This window comes from Parabacteroides sp. AF17-3, assembly GCF_003635445.1.
Lineage (GTDB): Bacteria > Bacteroidota > Bacteroidia > Bacteroidales > Tannerellaceae > Parabacteroides > Parabacteroides goldsteinii.
In genome coordinates, this window is record NZ_QTMM01000005.1 from 107,427 (window position 1) to 120,408 (window position 12,982).

At 37.6% G+C, this 12,982-nt stretch carries 16 protein-coding genes and 1 tRNA gene; 11 read left to right on the forward strand and 6 right to left on the reverse strand.

The features are described 5' to 3' along the window. Positions 1-75: 75 nt before the first annotated feature. Entirely contained in the window at positions 76-729 is a 654-nt protein-coding gene (locus DWW91_RS08045) for a DUF1080 domain-containing protein (RefSeq protein WP_044214392.1), read from the reverse strand. 34 nt (positions 730-763) lie between these two features. Continuing rightward, positions 764-2,452, reverse strand: a complete 1,689-nt coding sequence (ettA, locus tag DWW91_RS08050; protein ID WP_007656994.1) for an energy-dependent translational throttle protein EttA — start codon at positions 2,450-2,452, stop codon at positions 764-766. Positions 2,453-2,792: 340 nt separating this feature from the next. Here ettA and DWW91_RS08055 point away from each other — a divergent pair. Together DWW91_RS08055 and DWW91_RS08060 are read left to right on the forward strand one after the other, a co-directional pair. After that, positions 2,793-2,865 (forward strand) — tRNA-Lys (locus DWW91_RS08055). A gap of 242 nt (positions 2,866-3,107) precedes the next feature. Beyond that, positions 3,108-4,328, forward strand: a complete 1,221-nt coding sequence (locus tag DWW91_RS08060; RefSeq protein WP_122327421.1) for a site-specific integrase — start codon at positions 3,108-3,110, stop codon at positions 4,326-4,328. Between the two features lie 283 nt (positions 4,329-4,611). Here the strand turns inward: DWW91_RS08060 and DWW91_RS08065 are convergent, their stop codons facing one another. From DWW91_RS08065 to DWW91_RS08080, 4 genes are all read right to left on the reverse strand, one after another. After that, a complete protein-coding gene (locus DWW91_RS08065; protein WP_122327422.1) occupies positions 4,612-4,905 on the reverse strand; it encodes a helix-turn-helix domain-containing protein in 294 nt (97 codons plus the stop codon). Positions 4,906-4,958: 53 nt separating this feature from the next. After that, complete coding sequence (locus tag DWW91_RS08070) at positions 4,959-5,252, reverse strand: DUF3876 domain-containing protein (protein WP_122327423.1); 294 nt, start codon at positions 5,250-5,252, stop codon at positions 4,959-4,961. Continuing rightward, on the reverse strand, positions 5,239-5,553 hold the full coding sequence (locus tag DWW91_RS08075) for a helix-turn-helix domain-containing protein (RefSeq protein ID WP_025835668.1): 315 nt from the start codon (positions 5,551-5,553) through the stop codon (positions 5,239-5,241). Before DWW91_RS08075 ends, DWW91_RS08070 begins: the two co-directional genes overlap by 14 nt. A 196-nt stretch (positions 5,554-5,749) precedes the next feature. Further along, positions 5,750-6,592 (reverse strand): AraC family transcriptional regulator, encoded by an 843-nt coding sequence (locus tag DWW91_RS08080; protein ID WP_122327424.1) that lies wholly within the window; start codon positions 6,590-6,592, stop codon positions 5,750-5,752. A 109-nt stretch (positions 6,593-6,701) separates the two neighbouring features. Between DWW91_RS08080 and DWW91_RS08085 the strand changes: the two genes are divergently transcribed. From DWW91_RS08085 to DWW91_RS08130, 9 genes are all read left to right on the forward strand, one after another. Continuing rightward, complete coding sequence (locus tag DWW91_RS08085) at positions 6,702-7,211, forward strand: nitroreductase family protein (protein ID WP_007478802.1); 510 nt, start codon at positions 6,702-6,704, stop codon at positions 7,209-7,211. A gap of 13 nt (positions 7,212-7,224) precedes the next feature. After that, positions 7,225-7,830 carry a sugar O-acetyltransferase gene (locus DWW91_RS08090; protein ID WP_032536113.1) on the forward strand — a complete coding sequence of 202 codons (606 nt, stop codon included), beginning with the start codon at positions 7,225-7,227 and terminating at the stop codon, positions 7,828-7,830. Further along, on the forward strand, positions 7,827-8,477 hold the full coding sequence (locus DWW91_RS08095) for an HAD family hydrolase (protein ID WP_032536112.1): 651 nt from the start codon (positions 7,827-7,829) through the stop codon (positions 8,475-8,477). The genes DWW91_RS08090 and DWW91_RS08095 overlap by 4 nt, the downstream gene beginning before the upstream one ends. 120 nt (positions 8,478-8,597) lie before the next feature. Then, positions 8,598-8,825 (forward strand): hypothetical protein, encoded by a 228-nt coding sequence (locus tag DWW91_RS08100; RefSeq protein WP_173664699.1) that lies wholly within the window; start codon positions 8,598-8,600, stop codon positions 8,823-8,825. Between the two features lie 43 nt (positions 8,826-8,868). Further along, positions 8,869-9,213, forward strand: coding sequence for an RteC domain-containing protein (locus DWW91_RS08105; protein WP_010535371.1), 345 nt, complete (start codon positions 8,869-8,871; stop codon positions 9,211-9,213). Positions 9,214-9,342: 129 nt separating this feature from the next. Further along, on the forward strand, positions 9,343-9,675 hold the full coding sequence (locus tag DWW91_RS08110) for a helix-turn-helix domain-containing protein (protein WP_007478806.1): 333 nt from the start codon (positions 9,343-9,345) through the stop codon (positions 9,673-9,675). 284 nt (positions 9,676-9,959) lie between these two features. Beyond that, on the forward strand, positions 9,960-10,544 hold the full coding sequence (locus DWW91_RS08120; protein ID WP_122327426.1) for a BfmA/BtgA family mobilization protein: 585 nt from the start codon (positions 9,960-9,962) through the stop codon (positions 10,542-10,544). A 4-nt stretch (positions 10,545-10,548) separates the two neighbouring features. Continuing rightward, positions 10,549-11,442 (forward strand): DUF5712 family protein, encoded by an 894-nt coding sequence (locus DWW91_RS08125; RefSeq protein ID WP_122327427.1) that lies wholly within the window; start codon positions 10,549-10,551, stop codon positions 11,440-11,442. Positions 11,443-11,664: 222 nt separating this feature from the next. Then, positions 11,665-12,981 (forward strand): hypothetical protein, encoded by a 1,317-nt coding sequence (locus DWW91_RS08130; protein WP_090615493.1) that lies wholly within the window; start codon positions 11,665-11,667, stop codon positions 12,979-12,981. The last annotated feature ends 1 nt before the right edge of the window (position 12,982 follow it).

Consider the following 12,982-nt stretch of genomic DNA (forward strand, 5'->3'; position numbering starts at 1 on the left):
AAGGCGGCTGCCGGAGATTAGAATCTTCCAGGCAGCCGCCTTTCATGTTATCAGATTATCTGATTTATTATGATTTTACCAGGGAGTGATCGTTACATTACGGAACTCCACTTCCTTACCTTCGCTCTGCAAGCCGATATAACCGTCTTTCTGCTTGTTCCATCCGGTGTTCTGATAAACGCCGTTGATATAGACGTTGATCTTTCCGTCTTTCACATAGATGTTGGCCTCGTTCCATTCGCCGGCAGGCTTTTCGCTGCTCGGAGCGTTCTTTTTCACCACCGGGAAACCAGGACGGGGTTCACCCGGCTTGCCTTGGTATTGCATCAGGTCGGAGCCGCCCAGAAGGACAAAGTCACCCGCATTACCCAGCATCAGGTTACATTCTATCCCGTTCGGGAACGGATTCTTCGGATCGGCGATCAGCAGGAAAATACCGCTGTTCGCATTCTGGTCACCGTTCGGCCAGCGCCATTCCACGTGCAGCTTGTAGTTATCGTACTTTTCTTTCGTGTACATATAACCGAAAGGCTGGCCTTTGATCTTGATCACACCGTCGCTTACGGAATAAACCTGTTCGGGCGGAACGGAATTTTTGTCAACGACAAAGTTCCAGTTTGACAGGTCTTTTCCGTTGAACAACTTGGTTGTCTTCTGTGCATTTGCGTCGCTTCCGAAGCACAAAAATGCTGCGGCTATGGCCGCCATGCAGAGCATTCTTTTTTTCATGGTTCTAAATGAATTATGAATAATAAAATAGTAATTAGTCAACAATAAGTTTGCGGTAACGTACACGCTTAGGTTCAGTGTCGCCACCCTGTTTGCGTTTGTATTCTTCGTATTCGGAATAAGTTCCTTCATAGAAGACCACATTCGAATCGCCTTCGAACGACAGGATATGTGTACAGATACGGTCGAGGAACCAGCGGTCGTGCGAAACGACAACAGCGCATCCGGCGAAGTTCTCCAGACCTTCTTCCAGGGCACGCAGCGTGTTCACGTCGATGTCGTTGGTCGGTTCGTCGAGTAACAGCACATTGGCTTCGGCCTTCAGTGTGATGGCAAGGTGCAGGCGGTTACGTTCTCCACCCGACAAGACGCCGCAAAGTTTTTCCTGGTCGGCTCCTGCAAAATTGAAACGTGACAAGTAAGCACGCGAGTTGATCTCTTTTCCTCCTACGCGGATAAATTCCTGTCCGCCGGAAACAACCTGGTAAACTGTTTTATTCGGGTCGATGTCTTTATGTGTCTGGTCCGCATAACCTACTTTTACGGTTTCACCCACTTCGAACGTACCTTTGTCGATGCTTTCCATGCCCATGATCATCTTGAACAGTGTTGTTTTACCTGCACCGTTCGGACCGATCACACCCACGATGCCGTTTGGAGGAAGCATGAAGTTCAGGTCGTCGAACAATAGTTTTTCACCGAATGCCTTGGCTACATGTTGCGCTTCGATCACCTTGTTACCCAGACGAGGACCGTTCGGGATAAAGATTTCCAGTTTGGATTCGCGCTCTTTCTGGTCTTCATTCAGCAAGGCTTCGTAAGAGTTCAGACGAGCTTTACCCTTTGCCTGGCGGGCTTTGGGAGCCATATTGATCCATTCCAGCTCGCGTTCCAACGTCTTGCGGCGTTTGCTGGCCTGCTTTTCTTCCTGAGCCATTTTCTTAGTCTTCTGATCCAGCCAGGAAGAGTAATTACCTTTCCAGGGAATACCTTCGCCACGGTCGAGTTCAAGAATCCAACCGGCCACATGGTCGAGGAAGTAACGGTCGTGTGTGATACAGATCACTGTTCCGGCATACTGCTGCAAATGTTGTTCCAACCAGTCGATAGACTCGGCATCCAGGTGGTTGGTCGGCTCATCGAGCAGCAATACGTCCGGTTGTTGAAGCAACAGACGGCAAAGAGCTACACGGCGGCGTTCTCCTCCGGACAGCGTATCCACGATCTGGTCTTCAGGCGGGCAGCGCAGGGCATCCATTGCACGTTCGAGGCGGCTGTCAAGATTCCAGGCGTCGGTCGCGTCGATCTTATCCTGCAATTCGGCTTGACGGGCGATCAGCGCATCCATCTTGTCCGGGTCTTCCAGCACTTCGGGATCGCCGAACTTTTCGTTTACCTCTTCGTATTCTTTTAATGTATCAACGATTTCCTGTACTCCTTCCTGTACGATCTCCTTTACGGTTTTGCCCGGTTCCAGTTTCGGGTCCTGTTCCAGGTAACCTACCGAATAGCCGGGTGAGAAGACCACTTCTCCCTGGTATTCCTTTTCAATGCCGGCGATGATCTTTAGCAACGTAGATTTACCGGAACCGTTCAGACCGATGATACCGATCTTGGCTCCATAAAAGAAAGACAGATAAATATTTTTCAGTACTTGTTTCTGCGGCGGGAAAGTTTTGCTCACGCCTACCATCGAGAAAATAATTTTCTTGTCGTCTGCCATATTTTTAAGAATGTATTTTGTAATTTTTTTTCCAGGACAAACTTACATAAATATCTTCAGATTCTAAAATCTATGGTGGTATTGTATTCTTCATATACCCATTCTGTCTTTTTTGTGCCTTTTTTATGAGTAGTGATGCACAACGGCCAGTAACAGTATTAGTCAATGGCGAATATGTGGAGGTGATACCTGAAAAAAATCTAGTTCCTGTTATGTGCAGTGAGCCAATGTGTTTCGTTTGTTAGGTGAAAAAAATATTCAAAAAAGTCATTGGAATATTTGCATAATAAAAAACAACCTTCTATCTTTGCACCCGCATTACAGAAGTAACGCACCGGATGATTCGCTAGCTCAGCAGGTAGAGCACATCCCTTTTAAGGATGGGGTCCTGGGTTCGAACCCCAGGCGGATCACTGAAAACAAAAGAAGAATCAAGCAAATCCCTGATAATCAGACATTATCAGGGATTTCTTTTTTCTGGCAGGTAGCAGAAAATAGCCGTTTCAAGCATATTATCGGTGGATAAATCGTGGGACTAAAATTTAATCGAAAAAAGTCCCACGAATTTGCATCTTTCTCGCTGATTCATAGTATTTTGCATAGATTTACTTTGGAAGAGAATACATAGTTTTGTAACTTTAAAAACGATGTAAAAATGGCTCGAAAATCATTTTCTGTATTGTTCTTCATCAAGAAAGGCAAATTATTAAAGAACGGAGAAGCACCCGTGTGCATGAGAATCACCGTAAACGGCTGTATGGTAGATATTTCTATCAAAAGAAGCTATCCCGTAAACCTATGGAATCAGGCAAAAGAGAATTCAAAAGGCAAAGACCGTATGTCGGTGGAATTGAACCACTACTTAGAAATCACACGTTCACGCATACACCAAATTTATAGGGAACTGGAAACTTCCGACAAGGTTATCACCGTTGATCTTGTGAGAAAACTGTATTATGGTGTAGATGAAGAAAGCAAAACCCTTTTGCAAGTATTCAGAGAACACAACGAACAAAGTCGTAAGCTAATCGGAAAAGACTTTGTTAGTAAAACCGTTCAACGGTATGAAACCACTACCCGATATTTGGAGGAATTCATTAAGAAAGAATATCAGTTATCTGATATTGCCCTGAATAACTTGGAAGCCAACTTCATTTCTAAGTTCGATGCTTTCTTGAAGATTGAAAAAGGTTGTGCGCAGAACTCCGCTATTACCCGATTGAAGAATTTAAAGAAGATTATCCGTATTGCTTTGGAAAACGACTGGATAAAGAAAGATCCGTTTGCTTACTACCGTTTCAAATTGGAAGAAACCGATCCTGAATTTCTGACGATGGACGAGATTAAAATCATTCTCGCCAAAGAGTTTACAATTAAACGAGTAGAACAGGTACGTGACGTTTTTGTCTTTTGCATTTTTACTGGTTTGGCGTTCAGCGATGTGAAAGATTTATCACCCGAACACTTGGTAAAAGACAACAAAGGGGAACTTTGGATAAGGAAGAACCGGCAAAAGACAAAAATCATGTGTAACATTCCTGTGCTGCCTGTGGCAGCTTCTATACTTGATAAATATAAGGATGTGGCAGAGTGTACCGGAAAACTTTTACCTGTATTGTGTAATCAACGCATGAACAGTTATTTGAAGGAGATTGCCGATGTGTGCGGAATTCATAAAAATCTTAGCACACATACCGCCCGTCATAGCTATGCTACAAGCATTTGCCTTGCAAATGGCGTAAGTATGGAGAATGTTGCTAAGATGTTAGGTCATGCAGATACAAGCGTAACAAAACACTATGCAAGGGTATTGGATCAGAATATTTTCAAGGATATGCAAAAAGTAAATAGCTGCCTGTCGGAATTGGCTATATAATAAAGATAGTAGCTAATATTGAAAAAGGATTGGGAAGAATGAATTTCATTTTCTCAATCCTTTTCTTTTATAGTAAGTTTTCCAGAACTCAATATGAAGCATTGACAAAGATAAGTTCTGTATTTAACCTGTTCAAGTCCGAGCCTTCGGTTTAGATGAAAATCTTCCTCTCACTATGTTCGAGCGTATTTTCATCTAAAGACTTGCACAGACTAAATACTTCACTGGAAAAGTCAATGATTCAAATTAAATTCCGAAAAACAATGTTTTTGAGCTTGGCAGGTTACTCTTTCCAACTTTCAAAATAGTGCCTTTGGAGCAGTTTATCAATATCACTCTGACGATAGATGATTTTACCTTTTATCTGGATAAAGGGGATTAGACCTATATCTCTCCACTCTTGCAGGGTTCGCAAACTGACATTCAGTTTCTTGGAAACTTCATTATTAGAAAGAAAGCATTCCCCATTCAGGTGGGGCTTGTAATGCTTGACTATAGATTCAATACCATCCAGCATCGAATCGAGCGAAGAAATAAATTCTTTGACTTGTGGGGTATCTTTATTTATTAGTTCCATGATTGAAAGATTGTTTTATTGAAATATTGATTTCAAGATGGCTAGATAGCTGGTTAGTTACGCAGATAGTGACCCAAAGATGAAATGTTAAGTACGTCTTTTGCCAGATCATAATCTACATAGACCCGTTTGGATGCAGGGGCAATAAAATACTGGCTACCATCTTGCTGTATCTCATAAGTAGCAGGTGAAGCCTGTTTGGTTGTTTCCGATACATATATAATAGAAAGAAGGTACTCTTTGTCGCTCCGATAGATGATAACCGTAGGATTCAGATTAATGCTTTCCCATGTGCCAACAATGGAAAACAGGTTGAAAAACGGATAATCTTTTTTAATTCTTTTCATAAGACGTGGGGTGTTTGGGTGATTGATTTTGCGTTTCACTGTCTGCAATAATTCTTTCAATATCGGAAGTCTTATAATAAATCTTACTACCAATTTGAGAATAAGCCAATCTTCCGCTACTTCTGTAATACTGCAAAGTTCGCTTACTAACGCCTAACAACAGGCACACTTCCTGACTATCCAGCCAGTTTTCGACTTTCTGGGTATGAGTGCTGCACAAACTTTCTATTCGTTTGGCAAACTCGGTGAACCGTTCGCAGACATACGAAAAGGTTCTCTTTTCAATGGTTACTACTTCCATTCTTTTAATTTTTAATGGTTTATAAAACGTGTTGATTCTATTTTCATCGGCAAATGAAAGAAGAATCAAGAGACGTTTTAAAAACTGTCTGGAAGTGGTGGAATTTGACTATTGCTGGCTTCTTATTGAAATAAGAAAACAGATAAGTAGTATATATGTTATCGTTGAAATATATTAGATTAAGAATAGATACGCATCATATTGTCTTATTACTTTTTCTGAAACTTGAAGGACTACAGCCTTTGTTTTTTCTAAAGAATTTACTCAAATGGCTTACATCGGTAAATCCTAGTTCTTCGGCAATCTCATTTATTCTCATTTGACTATGTAACAATCTGCTTTCGACCAATTTTAGTTTATAGCTTAATATGTATTGCTGCATTGTTTCGTTGGTGTGCTTTTTTATATAACGTCCCAAGTAACTTTCAGATATACCAAAATGCTGACTGATTTCTTTTGCCCTAATTTTACCTGTTTGATAGATATTTGCTTGGATATATTGAAGAATATCGAGAGACTTATCATCTGAACATTCATCGACTTGTTGAGGTAAAAACATAGCTATATTTCTTGCCACAACAATAATTATAGTATTTATCAACTGCGTGATAATCTCTTTACTATACAGATTCCTATTTACATACTCCCGAATAATTGCTTCAATCATTGGTTTCACTAATAACTTATCCACCTTATTTCTAAGGATGCAACCCGGTTGATGATTTGCATGTTGTAAAATAAATTCCAATCTCTGGATGTTCTCTGAACCAAATATGGCTGAATGTATATAGATGTCATTAAACTTGATGTTAATGAATTTTGTAGTTGTGTGAATCTCAAAGGAATGAGAATCATTTGGAGTTATCAAGAACAAGTGTCCATCATGATATGGGAACATACTATTGTTAATCCATTGAATACCTGTTCCTGTTAAGATGTAGACTAGTTCAAAAAAAGTATGCTCATGCTCAGTTAATAACGATTCACTATGCTCGTTAAAGCTGATCTCAAACGGTTGATGAAGATTTTCTTTTTTCATACCTCAAATATAACACATAAAGCGGAATTATACCAATATAGCGAAAATATATACCTATATTTAGAATAAAATAGGTATAACTTTGCCATAAATCAAAATTAGATTACTTATGAACTTTTTAGAACTATCAAAACAACGTTATTCAGCAAGAAACTATTCTTCTGATATGATTGAGCAAGAAAAACTCGACTACATTTTAGAATGTGCCCGTTTTGCTCCTTCTGCTGTAAACTATCAACCTTGGCACTTTTTTGTCGTAAAAAGTAATAAACCCAAACTACTGATTCAACAATCTTATCCACGTGAATGGTTTACCGAAGCTCCACTCTATATTGTAGTATGTGCTGACAATTCAATTTCTTGGGTGAGAAAATCAGACAATAAGAACCATGCAGATATTGATGCAGCAATAGCGACTGAACATATTTGTTTAGCCGCAGCAGAACAAGGATTAGGTAGCTGCTGGGTATGTAATTTCGATCCTGATATGCTAAAGGATAATCTTCATTTATCTCCCAATATGTACCCTGTGGCAATTATTTCATTAGGTTATGTAAAACAACCACCTGAAAAATCATCTAAAAGAAAAGATATAACCGAAATAGTTTCAATCTTATAAAAATGTAACAATTATGAAAACAGAAATGGAAAAATGTCTGGCTGGTGAATGGTATGATTGTCATAACCAAGTTTTCTTGAATTTAAAGACCCGAACACATAAGTTATTAATGAAATATAATTCATTACCTTATGAGGATAAAGAAGAAAAACACAGCTTGCTAAAAAAGATGCTAGGTAGTATCGGAATGAAAGTTTCGGTTGCCAGTCCATTTATTTGTGATTATGGCTGCAATATACATATAGGGGATAATGTTACTGTAAATACTGGTTGTACCTTTGTGGATTGTAATAAAATCACTATCGGAAGTAATGTTCTCATTGCCCCTAATGTTCAGCTTTATACAGCAACTCACCCTATTGATTTAGATGAACGGCTAGCACCTGTTGAAACAGAAGATGGAATAAAACGAGTTCGCCGCACTTACGCTTTGCCTATTACAATTGAGGATGGATGCTGGATTGGTGGAGGTGTAATAATCCTTCCCGGAATAACAATTGGGTACGGTAGTGTAATTGGAGCAGGTAGTGTTGTTACAAAAGATATTCCGGCAAATAGTTTAGCCGTTGGAAATCCATGTAAAGTGATACGTCAAATCAATCAAACTAAGAAACTATGATAAAATTGGTCGCTTTTGATTTGGATGGTACAATTGCCGATACAATCCCAATGTGTATCGAAGCCTTTAAGCAGGCAGTATCTCCCTATGCATCAAAAATATTGTCAGAAGATGATATTGTGAAAACATTCGGACTTAATGAAGAGGGAATGATTAAAGAGGTCGTTTCAGAAGATTGGGAAAAAGCTCTGATTGATTTTTATGTGAAATACAAAGAAATGCACACAGTCTACATTCAACCATTTGCAGGGATAAGAGAATTGATAACAGAATTGAAGAAGAACTCAATTATTGTATCTTTAATAACAGGTAAAGGTCAAAGGAGTTGTGATATTACGCTTCACCATTTTGAAATGGAAGCTCTTTTTGATAGTATTTCAATCGGATCGCCAGATAGAAACACAAAAGCGGAATCAATGACGGAACTAATGTCAAAATATAATATCCAACCAGCAGAAATGGTATATGTTGGAGATGAATTTTCCGATATTACCGCTTGTAGTAAAGTTGGAATACAATGCTTATCTGCTGCATGGATAGCCTCACTCTCAAAAATGAAGAAATTAGAAAAGGAAAATCAAGGATATGTGTTTAGTTCTATCAAATCACTTCATTCTTTTCTAAAGAAAGAAGCTCATTTAGTTTAGATTCATATTCGTAGATTGATTTTAGTATTTTCTGGCATAATGGATATTTATTGGTAATATAAAAGCATGAAATCAAACGTTAAGTCTTTCTATATAATACTTACCATTAAAATTATGCTTATGAATGTATTGTTAAACATGAGGATGTTCGGACTATTCTCTGAAACCTCACAAGAAGTAACTAATAATGAAATGCAAGAAGCCTATGGCGAATTTGTTGAACAGATTAGAACTATAAGTAATGGAAATGATTATTCAACTACTTATCGAATTCTTGCAGCTACCCGTATCGAGATAGCTTTACTTGAAACAATACCTCTTTACGGGCAGGGGGAAAAATGCGCTTAAAAAGCTGTTCATACAAAAGGTACAGGCTACTATTACCGCAGAAATGGAACTGCTGAATCTAAAAATTCAGTACCCCAGCCAATTTCAAAATAGAATAAACAGCCTTCCACCTTCACCACTCTATTTGACCGACAATACCAACCTAGTTGAAATCATGGAGTTGATTAGTGGACTATTCCTATCACAAAGAGTAGTAACCCATGCCGGAACAAAATCTCCATTAACAGAAATTGGGAGAGCATTTGAACACCTCTTTAATATCAAATTAGGAGATGTTCACAAGAAACACGAAAGCGTCATAAAGCGCAAGCCATCTAAAGTAACTGAATTTTTAGATACACTTCGCAAAGCTATTGCCGAAGAAAGTAAAAAGAAAGGCTATCTATAAATCAAGAACTTACCAACAATTGTTAGGGGAGTAGATATACTACACCCCTAACTTATTTGCATCCATTTACCGTACTTTGCTTCATCAATCGATTGAAAATAATAATGTTGAACTAAAAAATGAAGCAAAATGTATATAGACAATGAAAACTTCGAGAAGTGGATGGAAAAACTATCCAAAAAACTCACCGTAATCGGACAAGATTTGAAATCTCTTATTAATACTGATACAGTACTAGATGATAATGAGAAGATTCTTGATAATCAGGATTTAGCTTTTCTCCTGAAAGTATCTTTCCGAACTCTTCAACGCTACAGAGTAAATAATCAACTTCCTTATTTCACTATCGGAAGGAAAACCTATTATCGGGCTGTAGATATTCGAGCTTTTGTTCGTGAACGTGCCGACTCCCAAACCTACAAACGGTTTGAAAAAGACAATCAGTTGACAAATCAGCCCTGATAGCAAAATGTAGTAGAAGGAAGAAGCCTGTGTGCGATCTATTTCTTTGTGTTGTCACCCCGATTTAACAGAAACGACTTCACCTATCGGTTCAGCTCGTTTCGCTAAATCGAGCAAGAGGGAACTGGACAAGTCCTGTTCTTCCCTCTTGCCCTGCGGGGCAAAGCCTTCGGCTTTAGCGTGTTACAAGAACACGCTGTAATGACACTTATAATAAACATTCTCTTTGCAATGCTTATTATCAGGTATTTATCTATTCATATTTCTATAAAAAAGTAATTAGGATGCCAAATAACAGTCGAAAAACGATATTCACTACCATTTCCATAGACAAGGAAACGGCAGCTTTGGTAGAGAAGATATGCAAACGATATTCACTGAAAAAGAGTGAAGTTGTAAAGTTGGCGTTCGGGTATATAGATAAGGCACATATCAACCCATCCGAAGCATCTGAATCTGTAAAATCGGAACTGGCGAAAATAAATAAGAGACAGGATGATATTATCCGCTTCATTCGTCACTATGAGGAAGAAGAACTGAATCCCATGATACGGGCAACAAATTCTATAGCTTTACGCTTCGATGCTATCAGCAAAACTTTAGAAGCTCTTATTCTCTCTCATCTGGAAGCCAGTGAGGAGAGACAAACAGCCGTACTGAAAAAGTTAAGTGAGCAGTTCGGCAATCATGCCGATGTGATAAACAACCAATCGAAACAGATTAACGCACTCTATCAAATACAACAACGAGATTATAAAAAGTTGCTTCACCTGATACAACTTTACTCAGAACTATCTGCTTGCGGTGTGATGGATAGTAAAAGGAAAGAGAATCTGAAAACCGAAATCAGTAATCTTATAAACACATAGGATTATGCACATAGACTTTGCCCCACCATCAAACGGAACATACAATAATGCAGGAAGTAGCCGACGACTAGCTAATTATATGGAACATGAAGATTTGGAACGAATGGAGAAAGGAATCTATACCGAAGGCTTTTTCAATCTGACAGAAGATAACATCTATAAATCAAAGGTTATAAAGGATATAGATGCAAATATCGGGCAACTCCTAAAAACGGACGCTAAGTTTTATGCTATCCATGTCAGTCCATCGGAAAAGGAGATTCAAGCAATGGGTAATACAGAGCAGGAGCAAGCCGAAGCCATGAAACGTTATATTCGTGAAGTATTTATTCCCGAATATGCTAAGAATTTCAATAAACAACTATCTACTACAGATATAAAGTTTTATGGTAAAATTCATTTTGATCGTAACCGCTCAAATAATGAACTGAATATACACTGCCATTTGATTGTGAGCCGAAAAGACCAAGTAAATAAAAAGAAGCTGTCGCCACTAACAAACCATAAAAACACCAAGAGCGGAATAATCAAAGGAGGTTTTGATCGAGTAAACTTGTTCCTGCAATTAGAACAAGGCTTTGATAAACTATTCAATTACAATCGCCAACCAAAAGAGTCATTTACCTATCGCAACACTATGACGAATGGCTCTATTTCAGAACAATTTAAACTACAAGAACTAGATTCTCAATCATGTGAAAGAAAAATAGCAATAAGCCAAGATAGCAATCAAGAAAACTTGTTTTCAGTCAATCTTGAAAACAAGGGAGCAAGTAATCAAAAAGATAGCCAAGTCTATAACACATTTAATATCTTTGGCTTAGTAGGAACATACAGTTCTTTTTCTGAAGAACAAATTCTAAAACGTCCCAAGAAGAAGAAAAAGCGTAAGTTATAGACCTTTAGTTCCTACGTTCTTAAGAACTCCCTCATGCACTCAACCAAATCAGAAGAATATTTATTGCCAACATGGAAGATACTCAAAAAAAACGCTTAACTTTGTGAAACATATGGGAATATACAAAACCCTATGTCAACAAGGTCTGTTCTTTGTATACAAAGAGTCAGACTTGATATATATAGTTTCATTTTGATAAGATCGCTATAACAGAATTAATAAATGGCAATATCAGAAAAAAAAATAAAGAGAAATATAAGATCTATTAGCAGCGAAGTGCTTAATGGAGAGAATTATAGCAGAAGTGATTTCGCTCGTAGTCTTCTCAATTATCCGGCTATGATGGTTCCATCGGTTCAAGAACCAATAATAGAAGAACTTTCAGATGTTTTAAATAATGAAGTTTCGTTACTAGACCCATTTATGGGAGCCTCAAATACTTTAGTGACAGGTATGAAATATGGCATGAATGTTTTTGGACAAGATATAAATCCATTATCATTGTTATTGAGCCAAGTAAAAACAACCTATTACTTAAAAGAAGAACTTGATGAGGCTGAAGCAAGAATTATCAATTACATTAATATAGATCAATCTCATTTTATTGAAGTTACTTTTCCTAATATTGATAAATGGTTCACTAAAAATGTGCAAATTGATTTGTCGAAAATATTTCGGGCTATCAATAAAGAACCTATAATAAAAATTAGAAAATTCTTTTGGGTTGTTTTAGCTGAAGTAATTCGACTCACAAGCAACGATAGAACTTCTACTTTTAAAATGCATATGAGATCACTTGAAGATATAAGAACAAGAGAAGTTTCCGTTCTAAAAACGTTTGCATCTGTATCTAAAAAAAATATCAAAAATATTAGTGATTATATTGCAGTATTATCACTAAAAGGATATATAAAAGAGGGGAAGTACTTAAAAGAGACAGAAGTTATATGGGGAGACACTAATAAAGAAATTAGAACAACGAAGTCTTTCAATTTACTTGTTACCTCTCCACCTTATGGAGACAATCAAACAACAGTAACTTATGGTCAATTTTCCTATTTGCCATTACAATGGATTCCTGTTCAAGATATAGACAACGACATAGATCTTAATTATTTAGAAAACACTCAAATTATTGATACAAGGAGTTTAGGGGGACAGACAAAAAGTAACATAAATAATATTGAAGATATAATATTTAGTAAGTCGAGGACTCTAAAAAAATTTGTCACTCAATTTAAAGATGCAGAAAGAAAAAAAGCAGAAAAAGTTACGAGATTTATTTATGATTTAAATAAAAGCATTGACAATATGCTTCCCAAAATGGAAAAAGGTTCTTTTATGGTTTGGACTATTGGGAATAGAAACGTAAATAAACAAATGGTGCATAATGATCTGATTCTAAAAGAGCTATTTGCATCAAAAGGTGTAAATATATTTACTGATTTAGAAAGAGAAATATTAAGTAAGCGAATGCCTGGAAGAAATAATTTCTCAGAAACAATGAGTAAAGAAAAGATTCTAATTTTTAAAATTTAAG